Here is a 23,807-nt window from a genome sequence, read left to right as displayed (position 1 = left end):
ATGGAAGAATCGTGGCGGGCGATCTTCGGCCACGACGAGCCATACCCCGAACAGGCCGACGGCATCGAGACGGCCATCGAGACGGCCGAACGCGACGGGTTCGCGGTGATCGAAGGGGCCTGTGGCACGGGGAAGACGATGCTCGCGCTGACCGCCGGCATCGACCGGGTGCGCGACCCGGAGTCGGCCTTCGAGCGGGTGGTCGTCCTCACGAGCGTCAAACAGCAACTCCGGCAGTTCGAGGCGGACGTCCGCACCATCAACGACGACCTGCCCGAGGACTGGCGACCGGTGTCGGCGCTGACGCTCGTCGGCAAGGCCGACGTCTGCCCGTACAGCCGCGAGCGCGTCGGCCGGATCGACGACGCGAGCGTCTACGACCGGTGTGAGGGGCTCCGCGAGCGGACGCGCAATCTGACGGGGAGCGAGGGACCAACGACCGCGGCCGCGCTCGCCGACGACGCCCGCAGCACCCAGACCGGGCTCCTCGACACCGGCTCCGGAACGACCGTCGAGTATCTGGAGACCGCCGGCGAACCGACACCGTACCCGCCAGACACCGCCGAGTACGAGGGGACGGAGTTCTGTCCCTTCTACGCCCAGTACCTCGAGGACTTGCCCGAGGACGGCGACCCGGTCGAGGCCGTCCCCTTCGACGTCGCGGATCGCGGCCTGATCGATACGGAGGACCTCGTCGGCCTGTCGGCCGGCCACGGCACCTGTCCCCACTCGATGCTCGGGGCGCTCCTACCCCACGTCGAGGTGGTCATCGGCAACTACTACCACGCCTTCGACCCCCGAACGACGGGCTCGTTCACCGGAGCGTTGCTGGACGAGTCGACGTTCGTCGTCTGCGACGAGGCACACATGCTCGAACCGCGCGTACGGGACTTGGTGAGCGACGGGGTGGCCGACGCGACGCTCCGGGACGCCGAGTCGGAGCTCACACGGGTGATCCAGGCGGTCGACTTGGCCGACGGTGACCGCCCACAACCGGGGGCCGGGGACCGGCGCGGCGACGGCGACACGCTGGACGCCGACCTCGTCCGTGGCGAACTCGAGGAGGCCGACGTGAGCCTCGACGAACTGGAAGCGACGCGGGCGTTCGTCCGCGACTTGCGCGAGGAACTCGATCGGCGGGTGCGCGCCCACCTCGACCGTGAGCGACCGGCGTGGCGGACGGCGACCGAGGAGCTGGACGACGACGAGATTCCGCTCCGGGATCCGGAGACGCCGGCACCCGACGGGATCACCGAGTGGGCCGACGGGCGGTACGGCGACGACGTGTGGGTGCGTGCCGAGGCGGTGGGTGCAGTCGTGGCCCGCGTCCTGAACGAACTCGAGGAGGCGGACCGCGACCGGTCGGCACCGACGGTCGGTCGGGTGCTGGGGACGTGGTACCGCGCGGACCACGCCCACCACTTCCGGTCGATCGACCTCTCCCGAACTTGGAACGAGACGGAGCCGGCCGACTCGTGGCGGCGGGTCTACACCGCCCGCCTGTCGATCCACAACTGCGTCCCCGGCGACGCCATCGCGGACCGCCTCGACGACTTCGGCGGTGGCGTGTTGATGTCCGCGACGCTCGAACCTCTCGACGTGTTCCGGACGGTGACGGGACTCGACGCCCTCGCCGACGACGGCCGGCCGGTCGTCGAGCGCACGTACGGCCTCTCCTTTCCCGAGGAGAACCGAGCGAGTTTCGCCGTCGACGCCCCGGCGTTCACCCACGAGAACCGCGGATCGCCGGGCGAGGACAACGAGACGCGACGGGTGTACGTCGACGCCGTCGCCGAGGTGGCCGCGGCCGACGGAAACGTCCTCGTGGGGATGCCCAACTACGCGGAGGCGGAGTGGATGGCCGGCCGCCTCGACGAGCGCCTCGACTCGCCGGTCCTGCTCGACGAGTCCAGCGACGACGGAGCGACCGAGGCGCTGAAGGCCGACTTCTTCGCCGGGGCGGGGAAGACACTCGTCACCAGTCTCCGGGGGACGCTCACCGAGGGGGTCGACTACCGCGGCGACCGCCTCCACGCGGCGGTGGTGTGTGGGGTTCCGCTCGTCGACACGACCCGCCCGCGAACCCGGGCGGTCGTGACCGCGTACGATCGGGCGTTCGGCACTGACGGTCCGGGCGGCGGGGCGAGCGGATTCGAGACGGCGCTGACGGTGCCAGCAGTCAGGAAAGCCAGGCAGGCGGTCGGGCGGGTCATCCGCGGCCCCGACGAACGCGGCGTCCGCGTCCTCGTCGACGCCCGCTACGCCCGCGACCGCTGGGACGGCGTCAGGGAGCACTTCCCGGTGTGGGAGCGCGAGGAGTTCGGCGCGGTCAGTCCCGACCTGCTATCGCACGGACTCGACCGGTTCGCCGACGGGACGTGAGGCCCCCCTCGGCCGTCGATACACGGGGACGTCCCCCGCGTCAGCGACGGGGACGGCGACCGCTCCAGGCGCTTCGACACTCGTCGTCACAGAAGTGGAGATGATCGACCGATCCGTCTTCGACCCACGAGACGATACGGTGGTCGGCCTCCATCACGATCTTCTTTCCACACGTATGACACGTCGGTGCGGTGCTCTCGTCGACGTCTTCCCCGATATCGGACGTGGGGTCGATCATCCTTCCAGTCAGTAGCGGAGTCCCCATCTTAAATCCCGCTACCTCGGCCCGTGGGAGTTCAACCGCCGGGATGCGAACAGCGTATCGTAGTCCGGGTATCGGGGTCCGTCACCGTCCGCTCGCGGCCGCCGGGCCAACACACCGTGACGGTCTCCGGGTCGGCGTCGCCGAGTCCGAAGTGGGCGACCGGTTCCATCTGACAGAGGTAGCCGCTCCCGGGGTCGACGACGCGGGTCTGTCGTCCCCGGTCCGTCGTCAGGGTTACCCGTGCGCCCCGGGCCGGCGCGCCGTCGGGCGTGAGTGGGCGAACACGGAGCCAGTCGCCCTCGTTGGGTGCACTGTAGACCGAGAGCGGTTGCGCGTCGGCCTCGCCGTGGACGACGAGGAGTTCGAGCGTCCCGTCGCCGTCTATATCGGCGACGGCGGCCCCGGTCCCCATCCCCTCGGGTTCGAGGGCGTCGCCGATGCCGGTCTGGGTCCACTCGCCGTCGTGTGTCAGGAGGCGGTTGGGAGCGCCCAGACAGTTCACGAACAGTTCCTGTCGACCGTCGTTGTCGAAGTCCGCGACGACGACGGTCCGGACGCGTGCCGGGCGTGCGAGTGCCGACGGCGCGGCGTCGTCGAAGGCGTCGTCCTCGCGGACGAACAGCCGGCTCGGTCCCTTCCAGTTGCCACAGACGATGTCGAACGACCGCGCGCCGTCGGGGGCGACGAGCGTCGCTCCGCGGGCGTTCTCCTCCGGGTCCGCGACGCCGTACTCCCGGGCCACGTCGACGAACGTCCCGCCGGCGTTCCGGAGCAGGAGGTTCGGGCCGCGCTCGGCCCCGAGGAACACGTCCGTCCGATCGGAGAGGATGGGCCCCGCGGCGACCGACCGCCCGCCGGTGACCACGTCGAGTCCAACGGTCTCCGCGAGGTCCGTGACACCGCCGTCGTCGCCGACCTCGTAGAAGCGGGCCGGCGAGCCGTAGCCGGTGACGAGCACCCCGTACCGGCCGGTGCCGAGGCGGTCGATCGCCGCGACCGACCGCCCGACGCGGTGGTTCTCGCGCCGGCGGTTCACGGGCGCCGAAAAGAGGTCGCGCCACCGACCGTCGTTCGGTTCGGGGTCCAAGAGGAGGTCCGCCTCGGCCGAGGTGCCACCGAAGGCGGCGACGTTGTGGACGTACACCTCCTCGCGCCCGTCGGCGTCTAAGTCGGCCGCCGCGACACTGATCGCGTGCCGGCCGTCGTCGGCGAGGACGCCACAGGCCGCATCGACGAGTTCGCCGCCGTCCCACCGGAGGACCCGGTTCGCGTCGCCGAAGCCGGCGACGAAGACCAGCGGCCCGTCGGGTCCCGGCGTGACGGCCGCTCCGTACCCCCTGAGTGAAGTGCCGTCGGCGAGGTCACCCGACCGGTCCTGGAACATATCTCCCCCAGTCGATGCGGGGTTAAGAGTCGCACGCTCCGCTTCACTCCCACGCGTCCGCGAGGGTGGCCTGGACGGCCTCCTCGCCGACGGCGGCCGCGAGGCGTTCGAATCCGCTTCGCTCCCCGCGGTCGTCCGCGTTCGCGACGAGTCGCGAGACGATGAACTCCGGGGTCGACTTGCCGACCGTCCCGAACCGGGGCTGGTAGTCCACCCGGAGGTCGAGCTCCGCCGTCAACCCCTCGGCGAAGATGCCGTCGATCCGGGCGCTTTCGGGGAGCGGACTCAGGTCGTCGGCGAGGTGGGTGACGTAGACGCCGAGCGCGCCTCGGTCGACCGTGAGTTCGACGAGCCCGTTCAGCAGGTCGGCGGCGCGGCCGGGTTCGGTGATCGCCTCGAACTCGTCGACCAGCATCAGCGTCCGACCGCCGTCGGTCAGCGGGGGAACGATCGACTTCAGCGTCGACTCCAGCACGCCGGCGTTGAAACTCGCGTGGCGGCGGTGGAAGACGATCGAATCGAAAAATCCCACCTCGGCGCGGTCGGCGGGGACCGGCAGGCCCATCGCGGCCAGCAGGGCGACCGCACAGCAGGTCTCCAGCAGCGTCGTCTTCCCGCCGCTGTTCGCGCCGGTGAGCACCGCCACGCGGTCGCCCGCCGGCGGCGAGCAGTCGTGGTCGCCGACCGCGTAGTTCACCGGGTCGGGGTCGGCGAGGAAGGGATTGCACGCCCCCTCGACGGCGAGGCCGTCGCCGCCGACGACCGGGCGTATGAGGTCGTGATCGGCCGCGAAGCGGGCGAGCGACAGGTCGAACGCCACGTCGTCGACGGCCGCGACCGCCCGGTCCACGTCGTCGCGGGCGTCGGCGATCGACGCCCGGAGATCGGCCTCGACCTCCCCGGCGCGTTCGGTCACCCGGCGTTCGAGGTCGTCCACCAGCGCCCGGAGCGTCGTGCTCGCGAAGTCGGCGGCGTCGTGGGCGTCCTCGGGGGCGGCCTCCTCGACCGCCGACCGCGAGAGGTGGGTCTCGCTCGCCACGTAGTCGGCGAAGGCGTGCCGGAAATCGGAGAGGTCGCGCACGCCCGCCCCGCGGACGTCGTCGAGGACGTCGAACGCCGAGTCCTCCAGATCACGGGCGTCGTCGAGGCGGGCCCGGAGGTCGTCGAGGCGGTCGTCGGCTCCCTCGGCGACCCCGTCGGCGGTCACGTCGCCCAGCGCCGTCGCCGCCGCCCAGATCGCATCGGGGTCGATCTCCCCGAGGGTGTCGAAGGTCGCCCCGTCGAGGCCCGCCTCCCGGAGCGCGAGTGCGGCGTCGACGGCGGCGCGTTCCGTCCCGTCGGCGGCGTCGTAGGCGTCGAACGCCGCGACGACCGTCGCCCGGCCCTCGTCGTCCAGCCCCGTCCACGCGTCGCGGGCCGCCTCGACCGCGTCGAGGCGCGACTCGATCGACTCCCGGGACGTGAGCGGCGTCAGTACGCGGATTCGGTCGCCGGCGTGTCCGGTGAGGGCGTAGTTCCCGGCCAGTTCCAGCAGGTCGTCGTACACCTCGCGCGTGTCCCGGGTCGCGAGGGCGTCCATCCCCGCGTCGGCGTTGGCCCGGCGGAGGATCCGCGTCGCTCTCCCACGCGTGATCCCCGCGTCGGTCAACGCCCGCACGTCCGCGGACTCGATGGCCTCGACCGCCCGCTCCTCGCCCAGCCGGTCGCGGAGGCGTTCGCTCGTCTTCGGCCCCACGCCCCAGTAGTCCTCCAGTCCCATACCCGAGGGAGTCACCCGGAGGGTTTAGTGGTTTGTAGGCGCTAAGCTCCCGTCTTCAAGGAGCGAGCCATAGGCGAGCGAGTAGGGCGGGGATACAGCGCCGTCATCATCTATCTCACACTCTTCTGTGCAGTCCCACAGGCCAACTTGAAACCACAACGTTCAATTGCATAAGTTACGTAAAGTATAGCGTGGCAAAGCGCAAAACAATCTCTATCCGCGAAGACCAAGAAGAGTGGATTCAGGAGAACCACTTGAATCTCTCTTCGTTCGTCCAAGAGAAACTAGACGAACTAATTGAGAAGAGAAATCAGTAACAATGCACTACGCCTACAGGTATCGACTGCACCCAACAGAAGCCCAGCGAGAGATACTGGACTACTACCGTGATACCTGTCGGCAACTGTATAACCACGCCCTCAACGAGTTCGACCAAATCTCTGAATCAGCAGGGACCCTCAAGCAGCGAGTGCGCCAAGTCCGTGACCAGTTGCCCGACCTCAAAGACTGGTGGACTGACCTCAACGACCTGTACGCCACGGTCACACAAGCCGCTGTCATGCGTATCGAAGACAGTCGCTAGTTGTCCACTCTATCGATAGCGCCGGTGGCAAGAGTCCGGTTTAACACGATAAGAAGGCCGAAACGAGACGAATTCCACTCCTGACGCTGCACCGAGTTAGAAAAATATCAAATACTTGGCTGTTGTCCGCTGTGGCAGTTATTTCGACGACCGTCAAAAGATAGCTGTCGCTGTTCGCCAGCCTCGCTTCAGCCGAAGCGAGGCGGCTCAGCCGAGTCCGTGCTCGTATCCTGGTGGTAACCCTTCACTGTTTGTCCGATGCTTTTGCTTCCAGCCGAGCTCATCGTCTAACACCTGCTCGATCCCGTGGAGAAACCCATCACTGAACGTGAAATCTGTCGGGAGTGCTCGCCCGCCACGCCGTGGCCGGGCGAGCACTGCCCATTGCAACACGAGCCACAACTGCTCCAACAGGAACCCGACACCCACGTAGAAGAGCCGAATTATCGTCGATGGCGTCGTTGTCAAAGCACGCGCTTCGCGGAACTTCTCATAGCTCTTCTCGATCCGTGACCGATGGTTGTAGACCTGCGCCACTTGCTGCGGCGTGCGGTCTTCCAGACCGTACGCCGCGTAGCCCGTTTGTTTGAGCCCTGATTTTCCACGATCACCGTTCTGGTAGGTGACGTTCACTGCCAGCGGATACGTCTGTTCGTACTCTTTGTCTTCACAGACCGTCTCTTCTGTCATATGCGAAGCAGTGACAGCAAGTTTCTCCCGGAGCGAGTCTTTCCGGGTTATGACCGGAAAGACTGGCGGTGCTGTCTCCCGAAGAACACCGATTAACTCCCCGACGAAGGCGTCTCTGTCCATGAGGATCTGGTCGGTCTCGAATGGATATGTCTCGACGCGGGCGAGCACGCGCTCGACCGCGTCGGCCTTGCTGTCCTCGCCATCAACTGGTTCAACTGCCAGTGTTAGTGGCTTTCCCTGCGCGATGACGAACGCAGTACAGTACCGGTGACACTTCGTGGTTCCGTCCCGTGCTTCCATTCTCCTGAACTCGTCCTCGTCGTCTGGATGACCGTGGAACGGATTGTCCATGAAGTCCAGACAGATGGTTCTCGACCCGCCGCGGTCGAGAACCGTCATTGCCACCAGTGCGAGGATATCGTTGACAGCATCGAGCATCGGCTCTTTCTCCAGGGTGTGCAACCAGTCCATCACTGGCTCGCGGTTTGGCGTGTCCTCAGTATTCGTTGTGACGCCGTTGACTGAGGTTGTGTCAACAGCAGCTCGTAAGACGACTTCCATGATCTCCTCGGAATCGAGGCCAGAGCCCTCGATTCCTTCCATCGGTATCAGCTCAAGCAACTCCATGCTAAGAGACTTCAACTGGCTGTTCGAAATGTACTCGTCCGGATCTGTGAGGATGCGTTTGAGTTTTGGTAGCCTCATCACGCATCCATCCGGACGGCGGCTGAATCAGGCGACTGATTCAGTCGCGTCATTCTGATCACTACGTGTCAGCAACTGGTCTCTTGAGCCAGAGTGGACAACTAGCGACAGTGTGAAAGCCCTCTCACAGCTCAAACAAAACGGATACAACGTCGGGAGTCTCAACTGGAAAGCACCTAGCGAGTTCAGGAGCTTCACATACGTGCAGTCTGGCTTTGAGTTCGACAAGAAGAACGGTCAGACCGTCCTTTCACTCTCGAAACTCGCAGACATTCCCATTACTGTTCACCGTGAGATTCTCGAGGATGTCACTGTCAAAGAGGTGTGTGTCAAGAAAGAGCGGACTGGTGAATGGTACGCTTCCTTCGCTGTCGAAGGCAAGGAAGAATCAACAAAACCAGACAATCCTAACCGTTGTGTCGGAATTGACGTGGGTATCCGCAAATACGCTCAGGACACGGACGGACGTGCTGTCGGCTCACTCGATCTTCAAGACGAACGGGAACGCCTCAAGCGTGAACAACGCTCGCTCTCGCGAAAACAGCAGGGCTCAAACAACTGGGAGAAACAACGGTTGAGGGTGGCTGAGTGTCACCAGCGAGTCAGGCGGAAGCGCCACGACTTCCTGCATAAACTCTCTAATTACTACGCCACGGAGTACGACTTGGTGGCTGTTGAGGATTTGGATGTGAAGCCAATGCTAGAGTCGGCTGGCAACAGTCAGAACACGGCTTCGGCAGCGTGGGATACGTTCACCACACTGCTCGAATACAAGTGCAAGCGCGAAGGCACGCATTTCGTTGAGGTTGACCCAGCAGGCACGACCAAAGAATGCGCGTCGTGTGGTGTCAGGTCAGACAAACCGTTGTGGGTTCGAGAACACTCGTGTCCTGCTTGTGGGTTTGAGACGGATAGAGATGCGAACGCTGCGCTCAACATTTTGTCTCGCGGTTTCGAGAAGCTAGGACTGGGACAGTCCGAAGGCACAACGCCTGTGGAGACTGCGCTCCCTATGTTCACCTCATCGGAATCGTCCGATATTGTGGATGTACAGCGCGTCGTGGAAACAGGAAGCCCCACCCTCAAGGAAGCCGCGCTAGCGGCTGAGTAGGGTGGGGTAGTTCACTGGTTTCCGGCGACCGTCGGACGTGGCCGACGCCCCCCGATGCCCCGAACATGTTCGACCGCCCGCCCGCCCGGTGAGAATCGGATATCGGTTCAAGGATCCGAGGGTCGACGCTCCGGACATGGAGCTCACCCGCAAGACCATCGCGAAAGTGATCGCCGTGGCGTTCGTGTTCAATCTCGTCGTCATGGGCGGCGGTGCGTGGTTCGCGTACCAGGAGGCACCGCCGATACCCGACCAGGTGGTCGGTCCCGACGGCGAGACGGTGGTCACCGACCAGGAGATCAGGGACGGCAAGAAGGCGTTCCAGAAGCACGGACTGATGAACCACGGGTCGATCCTCGGCAACGGCGCGTACTACGGCGAGGACTACACCGCCGACGCCCTGGAGTTGAAGACCCAGCACATGCGAACGTACTACGCGGAGGAGCGGTACGGGGCGAGTTACGACTCGCTGTCGACCGGTGAGCAGGCGGCGGTCGATCAGGTCGTCAAGGAGGACCTCGACGACGAGTACACGGGCGGTAACATCGAGTACTCGGCGGCAGAAATGTACGCTCACGGACAGGTCCGCGAGGAGTACGTCGAGCGCTACCACGAGGGGAGTCACGTGCGTGGCATCCCCGAGGGGATGATCGACAGCGAGGCGGACGCCCGCCAGTTCGCCGACTTCGCGATGTGGACGGCGTGGTTCTCCCACACCGACCGGCCGGGTGGCGACCACTCGTACACCAACGAGTGGCCGTACGCGCCCGGTGCGGGTAACGACGCGACCGGCGCCGCGATGACTTGGAGCGTCATCGCCATGGTGTTGCTGGTCGCGGGCGCGGGCTTCGGCATCTGGCTGTACCGCTCGGTCCGGCTCCCGGAGCCGTCCGCCGAGGGGATTTCCGTTCCCGAACCGGGTGACGTGAGCGTCTTCCCCAGCCAGCGATCGGCGCTGCGGTTCGTGCCGGTCGCCGCCGGCCTCTTTCTCGCACAGGTGTTGCTCGGTGGCCTGCTCGCACACTTCTACATCGAGCGGGCCGGCTTCTTCGGCATCGAGGAGGTGTTCGGCGTCCACATCCTCCAGATACTTCCGTTCTCCATCGCGAAGACGTGGCACATCGACCTCGGGATCCTCTGGATCGCCGCCACTTGGCTCGGGGCGGGCCTGTATCTGCCGCCGCTGCTGACCGGACACGAACCGAAGAACCAGTCGACGTACATCGACGTCCTGCTGGCCGCGGTGGTCGTGGTCACCGTCGGCGGTATGGGGGGCATCTGGCTCGGCGCGAACGGCTACCTCGGCGACCTCTGGTGGCTCCTCGGCAACGAGGGGCTGGAGTACCTCGAAGTCGGTAAGGTCTGGCAGTTCGGCCTGCTGGCCGGCTTCGGCATGTGGGCAGTCCTGGCGGTCCGGGGGCTGAAACCCCTGCTCGACCGCGAACCGGTGTACGGGCTCGCGCACATGATCCTCTACGCCGGTGGCTCCATCGCCCTCCTCTTTACCGCGGGCTTCCTGTTCACCCCCGAGACCAACATCGCGGTCACGGAGTTCTGGCGCTGGTGGGTCGTCCACATGTGGGTCGAGGGGGCCTTCGAGTTCTTCATCGTCGCCATCGTCGGCCTGACGCTGGTGTCGATGAACCTGCTGAAGCGCCGGAGCGCCGAGAAGGCGGTCATGCTACAGGCGTTGCTGGTGATGAGCACGGGCGTCATCGGCGTCTCCCACCACTACTGGTGGGTCGGTATGCCCGACATGTGGGTGCCCATCGGGAGCGTCTTCTCGACGCTCGAACTCATCCCGCTGGTGTTCATCCTCTACGAGGCGCTGGGGCAGTACCAAGCGATGTCCGAGACCGGCGACTTCCCCTACAAGATCCCGTTCATGTTCATCGTCGCCAGCGGGGTCTGGAACTTCGTCGGGGCCGGCGTCCTCGGCTTCTTCATCAACCTCCCGTTGATCAACTACTACGAGCACGGCACCTACCTCACCGTCGGCCACGCCCACGCCGCCATGTTCGGCGCCTTCGGCTTCCTCGCGCTCGGGATGGTGGCGTACATGCTCCAACTGTCCATCAAGCCGGAGCGCTGGGACGGGTCGTGGCTCCGCGCGTCGTTCTGGTGTTGGAACGTCGGCCTGGCGCTGATGGTGTTCGTCTCCGTCCTCCCGGTCGGCTTCCTGCAGTTGGAGGCCATCTTCACCGGGAGTTACGCCGCCGGTCGGAGCCTCGCCTTCTACAACCAACCGATCGTCCAGAGCCTGTTCTGGGCGCGGCTCCCGGGTGACACGCTCATCATCCTCGGGACGGCCATCTACGCCGCCGACCTGATCAGGAAACGGTTCGTCCTCCGGGCCTCCGAGGACGACCCCGACGTCGACGACATGGCGGTCGCGGAGGGCGTGTTGAGCGACGACTGAGCGGGTAGCGTCGCGCTGTCCGGCGCGATTTCACCGCCGCCACAACGACACGTCTTTTCCGCCCGCCCCAGAAGACGTGGTATGGACGCGAAGCGGGAACTGACCAGCGTCGACCTCGCGGCCCTCGTCACCGAACTCGGCCGGTACGAGGGGGCGAAAGTCGACAAGGTCTACCTCTACGACGACGACCTCCTGCGGTTCCGGATGCGCGATTTCGACCGCGGCCGCATCGAACTGCTGATCGAGGTGGGTGACGTGAAGCGGGCCCACGTCGCCGACCCGGACCGCGTGGCCGACGCGCCCGAACGCCCGCCCAACTTCGCGATGATGCTCCGGAACCGGCTCTCCGGGGCCGACTTCGCCGGCGTCTCCCAGTACGAGTTCGACCGCATCCTTGAGTTCGAGTTCGAGCGCGACGACGAGGACACCACCATCGTGGCCGAACTGTTCGGCCAGGGCAACGTCGCCGTCCTCGACGAGAGCGGCGAGGTGGTCCGGAGTCTGGAGACGGTTCGCCTGAAATCGAGGACCGTCGCCCCCGGGTCGCAGTACGGCTTCCCCGACTCCCGGGTTCACCCCCTGAGCATCGGCTACGACGCCTTCGTCCGCCGGATGGACGAGTCGGACACCGACGTGGTGCGGACCCTCGCGACCCAACTCAACTTCGGCGGCCTCTACGGCGAGGAGGTGTGCACTCGCGCGGGCGTCGAGAAGACGCTCGACATCGCCGACGCCGGCGAGGACGAGTACGAGGCGCTCTACGACGCTATCGGTCGGATCGCCGACCGTCTGGAGGCGGGCGACTTCGACCCGCGGGTGTACGTAGCGGACGACCGCGTCGTCGACGTGACGCCGTTCCCCTTGGAGGAGCGCGCCGACCTGTCCGCGGACGGATTCGACTCGTTCAACGCCGCCCTCGACGACTACTTCCACCGACTGCAGCGCGACCCGGAGGAGGAGACGACGGGGACCGACCGGCCGGACTTCGAGGCCGAAATAGCCAAACAGCAGCGCATCATCGAACAGCAGGAGAGCGCCATCGAGGGGTTCGAGGAGCAGGCCCAGGCCGAACGCGACCGCGCCGAGGCGCTGTACGCCAACTACGACCTGGTCGACGAGGTCATCTCGACCGTCCGGGCCGCTCGCGAGGAGAGCGTCCCCTGGGACGACATCGAGGGGACGCTTGCGGAGGGGGCCGACCGGGGCATCCCGGCCGCCGAGGCCGTCGTCGACGTCGACGCCGCGGAGGGGACCGTGACGATAGACCTCGACGGGACCCGCGTCACGGTCGACCCCTCGACGGGCGTCGAGAAGAACGCGGATCGCCTCTACACCGAGGCGAAACGCATCGAGGGCAAGAAGGAGGGCGCACTCGAAGCCATCGAGAACACCCGCGAGGAACTGGCGGCGGTCGAGCGCCGCCGCGACGAGTGGGAGGCCGACGACGAGGCCGACGACGACGACGACGACGCGGACGACGCGTTCGAGGACGTCGACTGGCTCTCGCGGTCGTCGGTCCCGATCAAACAGCCCGAGCAGTGGTACGAGGAGTTCCGCTGGTTCCACACGAGCGACGGCTTTCTCGTCATCGGCGGCCGGAACGCCGACGAGAACGAGGCCATAGTCAAGAAGTACATGGAGAGCAACGACCGCTTCTTCCACGCGCAGGCCCACGGCGGCCCAGTGACGCTGCTGAAGGCGACTGGGCCGAGCGAGTCCGCCCGCGAGGTCGAGTTCCCCGACTCGAGCCTCCGCGAAGCGGCGCAGTTCGCCGTCTCCTACTCGTCGGTCTGGAAGGACGGCCGCTTCGCCGGCGACGCGTACATGGTCGACCCCGATCAGGTGTCGAAGACGCCCGAGAGCGGCGAGTACATCGAGAAAGGGGGGTTCGTCATCCGCGGTGACCGGACCTACTTCCGGGACGTGAGCGCGAGCGTCGCCGTCGGTATCCAGTGCGAACCGGAGACGCGGGTGATCGGCGGCCCGGCGAGCGCCGTCGAACCCCGCGCGGCCGCCTCCCTCCGCCTCGAACCCGGCAAGTTCGCACAGAACGACGCCGCGAAGCGGTGTTACCGCCGGTTCAAGGAGCGGTTCGCGGACGACTCGTTCGTCCGCAAGGTGGCGAGTCCGGACCGGATTCAGGAGTTCCTGCCGGCCGGCCGAAGCGACATCGTCGACGACTGACGCGACCGGTCCCGTCGATCCACGCGGAATGGCAAGGCATGAGTCGCTGGACGGCGAGGTGGGCGTATGCGAATCCAGAGCCGTGGTCGCGGCGAGGAGGGACGCACTCGGCTGACGGTCGTCCCGGAGAACGTCGACGACCTCTGGCACCTCTCGTACGTCCTGGAACCCGGCGACGACGTTGAGGGGGACACGAGCCGCCGGATCCAGCGCGACGACGACAAGATGCGCGACACCGGGGGGGAGCGCGAACACCTCCACGTCACCCTGGAGGTGGAGGAGGTGGAGTTCGCCCGCTTCGCCAACCGCCTGCGCGTGAGCGGCGTCATCGTCGGCTGTTCCCGCGAGGACCAACTCGGCCACCACCACACTCTCAACGTCGAGGAACACGACGAACTGACGGTGATCAAACACTTCAAGCCGGATCAGATGGCGCGCATCGAGGAGGCCGAGGCCGCGGCCGAGAACCCCGACGTGGCCATCGCCACCGTCGAGGAGGGGGAGGCCCACGTCCACACCGTCGCCCAGTACGGCACCGAGGAGTACGCCTCCTTCACCCGCCCGACGGGGAAGGGGGAGTACGCCCGTCCCCGATCCGAACTGTTCGCCGAACTGGGCGAGGCGCTCGCCCACCTCGACCCCGACGCGGTGATCCTCGCCGGGCCGGGTTTCACCAAAGGGGACGCCCTAGATCACCTCGAAGACGATTACGCCGATGTCGCCGAGAAGACCACCACCGTCGACACGTCCGGCGTCGGCGACCGGGGTGTCCACGAGGTGCTCAAGCGGGGGGCACTCGACGAGGTCCAGACCGAGACGCGCATCGCACGGGAGGCAGAACTCATCGACGACCTGACCGAGGAGATAGCGACGGGCGAGAAGGCCACCTACGGTATCGAGGCGGTGGCCGAGGCCGCCGAGTACGGTGCCGTCGAGACGCTCTTGGTGCTCGACGACCGCCTCCGCGAGGAGCGCCAGGGGCGGGGCGACTGGGACGTCGACGCCGACGAGGTCGTCACCTCCGTCGAGCGACAGGGCGGCGACGTGGTCGTCTTCTCCGGCGAGTTCGAACCCGGACAGCGCCTGAAGAATCTGGGCGGGATCGCTGCCCTGTTGCGCTACCGACTGGAGTGAGCGTGCGACCGACCCGCCTCGCCGGGCAGACGTTGCTCGCCGTCGCCACCGTCCTCTTTCTCACCGCGGCGGTCGGGACGGCGACGGGCGTCGTCGTCGTCGGCGCGTCGCTCCCGGTCGTCGGGGCCGCAGTGTGCTGTGTCGTCGCCGGCGGGGTCCTCCTGCGGTGATTCACTCCCGGCCGGTCAGCGCCTCGCTCGCGGGCGCGAACGCGATGGACTCGCCCAGCCCGGCCTCCCGAGCCCGCTCGTAGAGCATCGCGGCGGCGGCGACCGTCTCGATGCCCGTCCCGCCGCTGTCGAAGACGGTGATCTCGTCGTCGTCGGTTCGTCCCGGCGCCTCGCCGGCGACCACCTCGCCGAGTTCGGCGTGGCAGTGGTCGGCGTCGACCGCCCCCGAGTCGACGGCGTGTATGAACGACCCCGCGTCCCGTTCGAGTCGCCCCCGGAGGTCGATCACGTACGTCGACCGGGCGACGGTCGTGTCGTCGAGTTCACGCTTCTCGGGGTGGTACTGTCCCATGGCCGTCACGTGCGTGCCGGGGTCGAGCAGGTCGCCGTCGAACACCGGCTCCGAGGCGTTCGTCGCCGTGACGACGACGTCCGCTCCCTCCACGGCGGCGTCGGACGAGGAGACGGCGGCGACGCTGGCGTCGAGGCGGCGGTCCATCTCGCCCGCGAAGGACTCGCGGTGGTCTTTCGTCGGCGAGTACACCCAGACCGTCTCCACGTCCCGAACCGCCGCGACGGCCCGGAGTTGGCCGCGGGCCTGTGCGCCCGACCCGACGACGGCGACGGCCGACGCGTCCGGCCGGGCGAGGGCGTCGACGCCGACGGCGCCGGTCGCCCCCGTCTTGAACGGGTTCATGCTCGCGCCGTCCACGAGTGCGAGCGGCTCGCCCGACTCGGCGTCGTACAGCGGCGCCACGAACCACGCGTCGCCCTCGCCGAACCCCGCGCTGTACACGTACCCGCCCATCACCCCGTCGTCGGGGAGGACGGCCGTATACGAGGTGAACAGGCCCGGCGGCTCCTCGTTGTAGAGCGCCGTCCGTGGCTCGGCGGGCGCGCCCTCGCCGCGCTGACGGTACCCCTCGCGGACGGCGTCGACGTACTCCGCCGGCGTCGCCAGCCCCGCCACGTCCTCGCTCGTCAGGAACAGCGTGTCCGTCATGTCTCCGACTGCGGGCGGCGGGCAGTTATACTATTGCACCGTCTCAGTCGGCGTTCACCGGGGAGCCGTCCGGCGTCGACCCCGTCGTCGCTCCGGCGTCCCCCTTCACCGGACCGTTGACGAACACCGCGTGGCCGGCGACGAGGGCCGCCACGGTGGCCCCGACCGGCATCGCGACCGAGAGGTCCACACCGGCGACGACGAGGAGGGCGGTGACTCCGACGAGCCCTCCGGGAATCGCTCCGAGGACGTAGTCGTAGTATCCGGTCATGGTTGGCTCTATTTCCCTGTTATACTTCGTGGCGATATAATATTTTCGTGTAGCCACGGTAGAGTTTCTAAATATTGTACTCGAAACCAGTCTATAACTTATGACTCACTATCGACCACGGACCCCAACCGACTGTCATTATATTTTTAATATTATTTGACAGGAATTAAGGCCCCACGACGGCGTCGTGCGGGTGTGAACGGGAACGACCGGTCCATCGTCGGCCTGACGATGCTGGCACACGGGTTGGTCCACACCTACGAGCTGTCGATCCCGATCTTCGTCTCGATCTGGCTGGTCGAGTTCGACGTGATTCGACTGGTCGGGCTGGAGGTGGGCGTCACGGGGGCGACGCTCGGCCTGATCGTCACCGCGGGGTACGGGCTGTTCGGCCTCGGTGCACTCCCCGGCGGGGTACTCGCCGACCGTGTCGGGTCGCGACCGCTCATCGGTGCCTGTCTGTTCGGCATGAGTGGATCGTTCCTCCTCCTCGCCGTCGCTCCGGGACTGGTGACCGTGACGCTCGCCCTGTTGGTGTGGGGGGCGGCGGCGAGCGTCTACCACCCGGCGGGGCTGACGCTCATCAGCAACGGCGTCGAGGAGCGCGGCACCGGATTCGCGTACCACGGTATCGCCGGTAACCTCGGGATCGGGTTCGGGCCGCTCGCGACCGCACTCCTGTTGCTCGTTCTCGGCTGGTCGACCGTGGCCGCGGCGCTGGCGGTCCCCGCCGTCCTCGCCGGGGTGTACGCCGTCCGTGCCGAGTTCGACGAGACGGCTGCCGCCGACGCCGACGCCGACGCTCGCGGCGACACCGGCGTCGCCTCCCTCGCCGAGTTCCGGTCGGCGTCACGGACCCTGTTCGCCGGTGCGTTCGTCGTCGTCTTCGCGGTCGTGATGTGTTCCGGGCTCTACTACCGCGGTGTGCTAACGTTCCTCCCGAACCTCCTTGCCGACCTCCCGGGCTTCGAGCCGATCCCACTCTCGGCGCTCCTGCCGGGAGTCGTGGCCGGCGGCGACCGCACCCTCAACCCCGAGCGATACTTCTACGCCGGACTCTTGCTCGTCGGCGTCGTCGGCCAGTATGCCGGCGGCAAACTCACCGACCGTCTCCGGCCGGAGTACGGTCTCGTGGCCGTCTTCACGGCGCTCGCAGTTCTCGCCGCGACGTTCCTCTCGGTCGCCGACGCGGGACTCGGTCCGCTGTTCGTCGTCGGGGCGTTGTTGGGGATCACGCTGTTCGCCGCCCAGCCGATGTACCAGGCGACCGTCGCCGACTACACCCCCGCCGGGACGCGTGGGCTCTCGTACGGCTACACGTATCTCGGCGTGTTCGGGATCGGTGCGGCCGGCGGGGCCATCGCGGGTGCCGTCCTCACGTACGCCGACGCCGACGCGCTGTTTGCCGTCCTCGCCGCCATCGCGGTCGGCGGGGTCGGCCTGACGCTCTTCCTCGTCCGGGGTCCGGACGGCGCGCGCGCTACCGAAGTTTGAACAGGAGCGTCCGCCAGAGTGCCAGGCCGACGATGCCGACACCCAGCGAGACGAGGACGAACGACAACTGGACCCCGCCACGGACGAACGGCGTCGCCCGAAGCCCCATCGCGATGGCGTCGGCGAGGAGCCACGACCGGATCGCCAGCGGGACGGCTGCCTTCGACGACTCGGCCGCGCCGGGCGCGTACGCGCCGAGCAGGGGGGCGGCGACGATCCACCCCACGAGGAACGGACCGATGGTACCGGCGAGGTAGCCGGGGTTCGAGGCGACGAAGGCCACTCCGTTGTGGTAGACGGTCCCCGCGCCGAACAGCGCGGCGATGACGAGCAGGTCACCCACCGCCATCGGGACGGCCCGGCCGTCCAGCCGACGGTCGAAGAAGTCAGCGACTGCGTTTGCCATATGCCCGCGTTCGGACGGCCCCTTAATGGCTCCCTCGCTTCGTTCCGAGGACCGTGAAGGCGAAGCCGCGGTCGAGGACCGTCGCGTCCAACCCGGCGGCGGCGACGGCGTCGGCCGTCGCGTCCGGCCCGCGGAACGTGGAATCGAAGCCCATCGCGCGCTCGCTGGCCGCCAGCACCCGTCCGCGGAGCGTGTCGGGGTCGAACTCCCGAATCACGACCACGCCCCCGGGCCGCAGAACCCGGCCGGCTTCGGACAGCGCGGCTCCGGGCGCAGGCAGGTGGTGGAGCGCGTCGAGGACGACGACGGCGTCCACGGAGCCGTCCCGGAGCGGGAGGCGGCCGGCGTCCCCGCGGATCGCCGGCGTCCCGCGGTCGGCGGCGCGCCGGAGCATGGCGTCCGAGGCGTCGACGACGACGGCCGAGGGCGACGAGTCGGCGGCGGCCGTCACCGCGCGTGCGGCCCGCCCGGTCCCACCCGCGAGGTCGACGACCCGGTCGACCGGCCGATCGGCGCGGGCGAGACCGGTCCAGATCGGCTCCGGATCGGTCGCGGGCGCGAAGCGGTCGTAGAGCGCCGCGACACCGTCGAAGAACCGCACGTCACCGGGACCGTGCATGGGTGGACGTGGGCGGCCGAGCGCCAAAGGTTTCGGGGCCGACCTCTTGGGTCGCGCATGGGGTTCGCCCTGCTCGGCTGGCCGCCCGACGCACCCACGCTCCGCCTCGACTACCGACGGTTCGCCTACGCCGGGAAGTTCGTCGTCGGATCGACCGGGAAGGCGGTCGTGCGAGCGGCGACGGCCGACCGGAACGGAGGCGACACCCGCGACGCCGACGGGGACTCCACCGGTTCGGACCCCATCCCGAAGGCGGCCGTCGACACCGACTACGACGACGTCCTCGCGGCCGCGTCGTTCAGCGCCGACCGCACCGATCCCGGCCGCCTGTGTGTCCGCTACGTCACCGTCCGGACCGACCGCCGCGGCGAGGGACTCGGCTCCCGACTCCTCGCCTTCGTCGCCGCCCGCGCCGACGAACGGGGGTACGACCGCGTCCGCATCGCCGTCAACAACCCCGCCGCCTACCGCGCCGCCTACCGCGCCGGGTTCGCGTTCACCGGCACGGAGACGGGGCTGGCGGAACTCGTCTGTGAGCGACCCGCCCCCCGGCCCGCGTCCCGTGACGTCGACGGCTACCGAGACGGCCTGGCCCGCTACCGCGAGCGCGACTTGGACGACGAGACGCTCGCTCGACTGGACGAGGCGCGGGCCGCCGGCCCTCCGCCCGTCGTCGACCCGCCCGGCGACGAACCCGGACGTTGAAATCGAACGCCGCCGTACAGAGGGGTGATGGGTAACGCAGACCTGCGGCAACTCGCCGCCCTCTCCGAGGTGGCGTGGGAGGAGGTGGCGGGAAGCGTCGTCGCCGTCGACGCGCACAACTGGCTGTACCGCTATCTCACGACGACGGTCAAGTGGACGAACGACGAGGTGTACACCACCGAGGCGGGCGAGGAGGTGGCGAACCTCGTGGGTGTCGTCCAGGGCCTCCCCAAGTTCTTCGATCACGACCTGACGCCCGTGTTCGTCTTCGACGGCGGCGTCACGGACCTGAAAGACGACGAGGTGGCCGAGCGCCGCGAACAGCGTGAGCGTGCCGAGGAGCGACTGGCCGACGCCGAACAGCGGGGTGACGCCGTTGAGGCCGCCCGCCTCGATGCGCGCACCCAGCGGCTCACCGACGTGATCCTGGAGACGACCCGGGACCTGCTCTCCCTCCTCGACGTGCCGGTCGTCGACGCGCCCGCGGAGGGTGAGGCACAAGCGGCGTACATGGCCCGCCGCGGCGACGTCGACTACGCCGGGAGCGAGGACTACGACACCCTGCTCTTTGGCGCGCCGCTGACACTCCGTCAGTTGACGAGCAAAGGGAAGCCGGAACTGATGGACCTCGGCGCGACGCTCGACCGCCACGGGATCATCCTCGAACAGTTGATCGACGTAGCGATCCTCTGTGGCACCGACTTCAACCCTGGCGTCGACGGCGTCGGCCCGAAGACGGCACTCCGGGCCGTCGAGGCCCACGGCGACCTGTGGGGTGCCCTCGACGCCGAGGGCTGGCGGGTGGCGAACGCCGACCGGGTGCGCGACCTGTTTCGTGATCCGCCGGTGACCGACGACTACGCCCTCGACACCGACCTCGACCCCGACGTGGCGGCCGCCCGAACCTACGTGACCGAGGAGTGGGACGTCGACGCCGACGAGGTTGCCCGCGGCTTCGACCGCATCGAGTCGGCGCTGGTCCAGACCGGGCTAGACCGCTGGACCTGACGGCCCGTCCGGTCCCGTCGCGCGGCAGACTTTTCCCCCTGCTCGTTCGTGTCAGTCACATGTCGGTCCTCGAGATCGCTCGCTATCGATTCGGCTGGTGGGGGTTCGGAGTCGCGCTGGGGGCCGCACTGATGTACGTCGTGTACTCGTTTATCGGGACCTTCGTCTTCGGCGTGTTCATCTACTACGCCACCCGACCGATCTACCGCCGGATCCGGCGGGTGATCCGGCAGCCGACCCTCGCGGCCGCCGTCTCGCTGTTCGCGCTCACCCTCCCCGCACTCCTGCTCGTGGTCTACGCCCTGAGTATCGCGCTGAACCAGCTTCAGCGATACGCCGACGACGGGATGGGCCTCCTGTCGACCCTACCGTTCGTCGACTCCGAGTTGATCGAGAACGTCGCGGATCCCGCCACGCTCCTCGAACTCGACCCACAGGAGTATCTCACCGGCGAGGGCATCGCGTCGGCGCTCGCGTCGCTCGGTTCGGCGGTCGACACGGTCGCGTTTCTCGGCGTCGGCGCGGTCCACCTGTTCGTGATGTTCGCGCTCGCGTTCTACTTGCTCCGTGACGGCGGTCGGCTCTCGCGGTGGTCGATCAACAGGTTCGGCGACGACCGCGGACTCCTGCAGTCGTACGGCAAGGCGGTCGACCGCGACTTCAAGGCCATCTTCTTCGGGAACATCCTCAACGCGGTGTTCACGGGGACCATCGGCGTTCTCGTCTACTCCGTGTTGAACGTCTACGCGCCGGCCGGCGTCGCGATTCCCGCCGCCGCCCTCGTCGGTCTCCTCGCCGGCGTTGCGAGCCTGGTCCCCATGGTCGGGATGAAACTCGTATACGTCCCGGTGGCCGCCTATCTCGCCGTCCTGAGTCTCCTGACCGACCCGAACACGCTCTGGTTCGCCGGCACCTTCGCCGTCGTCTCCTTCGTCGTCGTCGACACCATCCCCGACCTCCTCCTGCGACCGTACGTCTCCGGTCGGAGCCTCCACGTCGGGAGCCTGATGATCGCGTACACGCTCGGACCGCTGCTCTTCGGTTGGTACGGCATCTTCCTCGCCCCGATGTTCCTCGTGACGATCATCCACTTCTCACGGATCGTCCTCCCGGAACTCATGGCTCCCGAACCCATCCAGCCGTTCGCCGTCGACCCCGGGACCCTCGACCCCTCGGACGGCGTCGACGACGTGGCCGCCGAGGACGCCACGGCCGAGGGGACGAAGTAGGGCTCGGCCTCCGACCTGCCGGCGCTCCCAGTCTCGCCGCGCCGCGAGTTCCCGTCTGTCCGTTCGGTCGTCGAACGAGCGCTCGTCCAGTGCGGGACCAGCGTGTCGAGGGTCGGTCCCGGCCGCTCGCCGTGTCTCCCGCTGTCGGTCGGCAACTCCGCGTCGATCGCGGGTTCGTGCGGATCGCCGAGTCCCGCGACGGCGTCCCGCAACTCGCGCTGGACTCCCCGGACCGCACGTCTCCGCATCGGCCCGGACGGTTCTATGCGAGTACACGCGACGAATCGACACTACTGCGCCCGGATCCCCGTCGCCCTACTCGCCGGATGGCGACGCGTACGGCACCGATACGCGTGGCTCCGCGGTGCGAGTCGTCGGGAAAAGGAAAGCAAGCCACGCGAAAATCGCGTGACGTTGCCGCCCTGATTGGTCCCCGCTGACGCTTCGGCCCTCCAGACGAAGCGTCACATGGTTCTGAGTGGTATCGAATCATAAAACTACCGCCTCCCGGTCAGACGTGTCTCCAGTCCAACATCCGAGCGCACGTCGGTCGTGCGTGAGGGTCCGCCGCGTTTTTGTCCGCCCCGGGCGAACGGCGAGCATGAAGGTCCGCGGCCGGCGGGAGTGTCAGGCGTGTGGCTGCCGGTGGTCGTACTACGAGACCGGAAGCGTGGCGTGTCCGGACTGTGAGAGCCTCCGGAGCGTCGGCGTCGACGACCGCACCCTCCACACCGACGCGTCCGCGACGCTCGATCTGACGCCGTATCGCACCGCCGAACACGAGGGGTCGCTGTCCGACGTCGTCGACGACTGCAAGCGCGACCTGCGGGCGTACGTCCGGCGCCGCGGCTTCGTCGACGCCGGCGAACTCCAACCGCTCGACGACACCGTCCTGGCGGCGAACGAACTCCTGCAGGTGATCGACGCCTTCCACCGGGAACGTGATCCGAGCGACGCCGACCGGCGCTACCTGCTCGCCCTGCTCCGCGGGGCCGACGACGGGGAGCGACCGCCGCCGGACGCCGTCTCCGAGACGCTGGCTCCGGCCCGCGGGCTGGCGTACGCCAACGCCGTCGCCGACTACCGCCGTGACGTCCTCGACTGGTTGGACGAACACCCCGACGAGGCCGCCCGCCACACGCTCGGCTCGATCCACGAACGCATCAAGCGGGTGCGCGCCCTCGAGGGTGACGTGTCGCCGGCCGACGCCGAGTCGCTGGTTCGGGCGGCCCGGGAGGTCGGCACGTACCTGATCGACGGCGACGAGTCGTCGCTGTCGGCCGCCCGCGAGCGGCTTCGGTGACCGGCTACGGCAGGTCGACGGCCACGTCCGCCTGCCGACTCGCAGCCGTCACCGTGTTGTACAGGAGCATCGCGCGGGTCATCGGTCCGACACCGCCGGGGACGGGCGTGATGGCGCTCGCCACCTCTTTCGCGCTCTCGAAGTCCACGTCGCCGACGAGCGTCGACTCGCCGTCGCGTTCGACCCGGTTGACGCCCACGTCGATGACGACGGTCCCCTCGGTGAGCATCGACCCGTCGACGAGTTCGGGCACGCCGACGGCGGCGACGACTACGTCCGCCCGTCGGGTCTTCTCGGCCAGGTCGTCGGTCCGGGAGTGACAGACGGTCACCGTCGCGTTGCCGTAGTCGGCCTTCTGGATCAGGAGGTTGGCGAGGGGCTTGCCGACGATGTTCGACCGCCCGACGACGGCCACGTCCGCGCCCTCGGTCTCCACGTCGGCCGCGTCGAGGAGTTTCAGGACGCCGTGGGGCGTACACGGCTTGAACACGGGGTCGCCCGCGACCAGTCGGCCGACGTTCTCGGGGTGGAAGCCGTCGACGTCCTTCTCGGGGTCGATAGCCCGGATCACGTCGCGGTCGGAGACGTGGTCCGGGACGGGCATCTGGACGAGGATGCCGTTGACGTCCGGATCGGCGTTCAGGTCCTCGACGGTGTCGAACAGTTCCTCCGCGGGTGCCTCGGGGTCCAGTTCCACGTCCAGCGCCTCGATACCCACCTCCTCGCAGTCCTGCTGTTTCATCGAGACGTACGTCTCGCTCGCGGGGTCGTCGCTCATCAGTACGGTGGCGAGCGTCGGCGTGACGCCCGCGTCGTCGAGCGTCGCGATGGCGTCACCGAGTCCGTCGCGGACGTCGCTCGCGACCGCGTCGCCGTCGATAACCTGAGTCATGTCCCGACAGGCGCGGCCGACCGTCTTCAACGCTCCGCTTGGCGCAGTATCGGCGTCCGGGAGTCACCGGGTGAATTTTTCACCGATC

The 23,807-nt window shown here is 67.8% G+C and carries 19 protein-coding genes and 2 pseudogenes; 12 read left to right on the top strand and 9 right to left on the bottom strand.

Going from position 1 to position 23,807, the window contains the following annotated elements:
• Positions 1 to 2,382 carry an ATP-dependent DNA helicase gene (locus NBT81_RS08555; protein WP_338742463.1) on the top strand — a complete coding sequence of 794 codons (2,382 nt, stop codon included), beginning with the start codon at positions 1 to 3 and terminating at the stop codon, positions 2,380 to 2,382.
• 40 nt (positions 2,383 to 2,422) lie between these two features.
• Here NBT81_RS08555 and NBT81_RS08550 read toward each other — a convergent pair whose 3' ends face one another.
• Genes NBT81_RS08550 through NBT81_RS08540 form a run of 3 tightly spaced genes read right to left on the bottom strand, consistent with a single transcriptional unit; the run spans position 2,423 to position 5,790 of the window.
• Positions 2,423 to 2,620 carry a DUF7576 family protein gene (locus tag NBT81_RS08550; protein ID WP_338742462.1) on the bottom strand — a complete coding sequence of 66 codons (198 nt, stop codon included), beginning with the start codon at positions 2,618 to 2,620 and terminating at the stop codon, positions 2,423 to 2,425.
• 58 nt (positions 2,621 to 2,678) lie between these two features.
• A complete protein-coding gene (locus NBT81_RS08545; RefSeq protein ID WP_338742461.1) occupies positions 2,679 to 4,031 on the bottom strand; it encodes a CRTAC1 family protein in 1,353 nt (450 codons plus the stop codon).
• Positions 4,032 to 4,074: 43 nt separating this feature from the next.
• The gene (locus NBT81_RS08540) at positions 4,075 to 5,790 is read right to left on the bottom strand and encodes a MutS-related protein (protein ID WP_338742460.1); all 1,716 of its coding nucleotides are present in this window, start codon (positions 5,788 to 5,790) and stop codon (positions 4,075 to 4,077) included.
• A gap of 319 nt (positions 5,791 to 6,109) precedes the next feature.
• Here NBT81_RS08540 and NBT81_RS08535 point away from each other — a divergent pair.
• Positions 6,110 to 6,367: pseudogene (locus NBT81_RS08535) on the top strand (helix-turn-helix domain-containing protein); the annotation flags it as partial.
• 213 nt (positions 6,368 to 6,580) lie between these two features.
• Here NBT81_RS08535 and NBT81_RS08530 read toward each other — a convergent pair.
• Complete coding sequence (locus tag NBT81_RS08530) at positions 6,581 to 7,771, bottom strand: ISH3 family transposase (protein WP_338737857.1); 1,191 nt, start codon at positions 7,769 to 7,771, stop codon at positions 6,581 to 6,583.
• Positions 7,772 to 7,877: 106 nt separating this feature from the next.
• Here NBT81_RS08530 and NBT81_RS08525 point away from each other — a divergent pair.
• From NBT81_RS08525 to NBT81_RS08505, 5 genes and pseudogenes are all read left to right on the top strand, one after another.
• Positions 7,878 to 8,882, top strand: a pseudogene (locus NBT81_RS08525) (RNA-guided endonuclease InsQ/TnpB family protein); the annotation flags it as partial.
• 136 nt (positions 8,883 to 9,018) lie between these two features.
• A complete protein-coding gene (locus NBT81_RS08520; protein ID WP_338742457.1) occupies positions 9,019 to 11,301 on the top strand; it encodes a nitric-oxide reductase large subunit in 2,283 nt (760 codons plus the stop codon).
• A gap of 81 nt (positions 11,302 to 11,382) precedes the next feature.
• Positions 11,383 to 13,485, top strand: coding sequence for a ribosome rescue protein RqcH (rqcH, locus tag NBT81_RS08515; protein WP_338742455.1), 2,103 nt, complete (start codon positions 11,383 to 11,385; stop codon positions 13,483 to 13,485).
• Positions 13,486 to 13,551: 66 nt separating this feature from the next.
• Complete coding sequence (locus NBT81_RS08510) at positions 13,552 to 14,619, top strand: mRNA surveillance protein pelota (RefSeq protein WP_338742453.1); 1,068 nt, start codon at positions 13,552 to 13,554, stop codon at positions 14,617 to 14,619.
• Positions 14,620 to 14,621: 2 nt separating this feature from the next.
• Positions 14,622 to 14,789 (top strand): hypothetical protein, encoded by a 168-nt coding sequence (locus NBT81_RS08505; RefSeq protein WP_338742452.1) that lies wholly within the window; start codon positions 14,622 to 14,624, stop codon positions 14,787 to 14,789.
• Between the two features lies 1 nt (position 14,790).
• Here NBT81_RS08505 and NBT81_RS08500 read toward each other — a convergent pair whose 3' ends face one another.
• Both NBT81_RS08500 and NBT81_RS08495 read right to left on the bottom strand, forming a co-directional pair.
• Positions 14,791 to 15,792, bottom strand: coding sequence for an ornithine cyclodeaminase family protein (locus NBT81_RS08500; protein WP_338742451.1), 1,002 nt, complete (start codon positions 15,790 to 15,792; stop codon positions 14,791 to 14,793).
• 43 nt (positions 15,793 to 15,835) lie between these two features.
• A complete protein-coding gene (locus NBT81_RS08495) occupies positions 15,836 to 16,063 on the bottom strand; it encodes a hypothetical protein (RefSeq protein ID WP_338742450.1) in 228 nt (75 codons plus the stop codon).
• Positions 16,064 to 16,258: 195 nt separating this feature from the next.
• Here NBT81_RS08495 and NBT81_RS08490 point away from each other — a divergent pair, with 195 nt between their 5' ends.
• Complete coding sequence (locus tag NBT81_RS08490; RefSeq protein ID WP_425498761.1) at positions 16,259 to 17,557, top strand: MFS transporter; 1,299 nt, start codon at positions 16,259 to 16,261, stop codon at positions 17,555 to 17,557.
• Here NBT81_RS08490 and NBT81_RS08485 read toward each other — a convergent pair.
• Both NBT81_RS08485 and NBT81_RS08480 read right to left on the bottom strand, forming a co-directional pair.
• The gene (locus NBT81_RS08485) at positions 17,544 to 17,963 is read right to left on the bottom strand and encodes a DUF3054 domain-containing protein (protein WP_338742449.1); all 420 of its coding nucleotides are present in this window, start codon (positions 17,961 to 17,963) and stop codon (positions 17,544 to 17,546) included. The genes NBT81_RS08490 and NBT81_RS08485 overlap by 14 nt on opposite strands.
• A 22-nt stretch (positions 17,964 to 17,985) precedes the next feature.
• Entirely contained in the window at positions 17,986 to 18,582 is a 597-nt protein-coding gene (locus tag NBT81_RS08480; protein WP_338742448.1) for a class I SAM-dependent methyltransferase, read from the bottom strand.
• 57 nt (positions 18,583 to 18,639) lie between these two features.
• On the opposite strand from NBT81_RS08480, the gene NBT81_RS08475 reads away from it, so the two are divergent.
• The 4 genes from NBT81_RS08475 (at position 18,640) to NBT81_RS08460 (ending at position 22,827) form a co-directional block, all read left to right on the top strand.
• Positions 18,640 to 19,287 carry a GNAT family N-acetyltransferase gene (locus tag NBT81_RS08475; protein WP_338742446.1) on the top strand — a complete coding sequence of 216 codons (648 nt, stop codon included), beginning with the start codon at positions 18,640 to 18,642 and terminating at the stop codon, positions 19,285 to 19,287.
• Between the two features lie 27 nt (positions 19,288 to 19,314).
• Complete coding sequence (gene fen / locus NBT81_RS08470) at positions 19,315 to 20,295, top strand: flap endonuclease-1 (RefSeq protein ID WP_338742444.1); 981 nt, start codon at positions 19,315 to 19,317, stop codon at positions 20,293 to 20,295.
• A gap of 59 nt (positions 20,296 to 20,354) precedes the next feature.
• Positions 20,355 to 21,524: an AI-2E family transporter gene (locus tag NBT81_RS08465; protein ID WP_338742442.1), complete on the top strand. Its 1,170-nt coding sequence runs from the start codon at positions 20,355 to 20,357 to the stop codon at positions 21,522 to 21,524.
• A 601-nt stretch (positions 21,525 to 22,125) separates the two neighbouring features.
• A complete protein-coding gene (locus NBT81_RS08460; protein ID WP_338742441.1) occupies positions 22,126 to 22,827 on the top strand; it encodes a DUF7117 family protein in 702 nt (233 codons plus the stop codon).
• A 4-nt stretch (positions 22,828 to 22,831) separates the two neighbouring features.
• Here NBT81_RS08460 and NBT81_RS08455 read toward each other — a convergent pair whose 3' ends face one another.
• Entirely contained in the window at positions 22,832 to 23,719 is an 888-nt protein-coding gene (locus NBT81_RS08455; RefSeq protein ID WP_338742440.1) for a tetrahydrofolate dehydrogenase/cyclohydrolase catalytic domain-containing protein, read from the bottom strand.
• Positions 23,720 to 23,807 lie beyond the last annotated feature (88 nt).

Source organism: Haloplanus sp. CK5-1, assembly GCF_037201915.1.
Classification (GTDB): Archaea; Halobacteriota; Halobacteria; order Halobacteriales; family Haloferacaceae; genus Haloplanus; species Haloplanus salilacus.
Note: the sequence above shows the minus strand (reverse complement) of the source record. Positions and strands in the feature narration are given on the sequence as shown.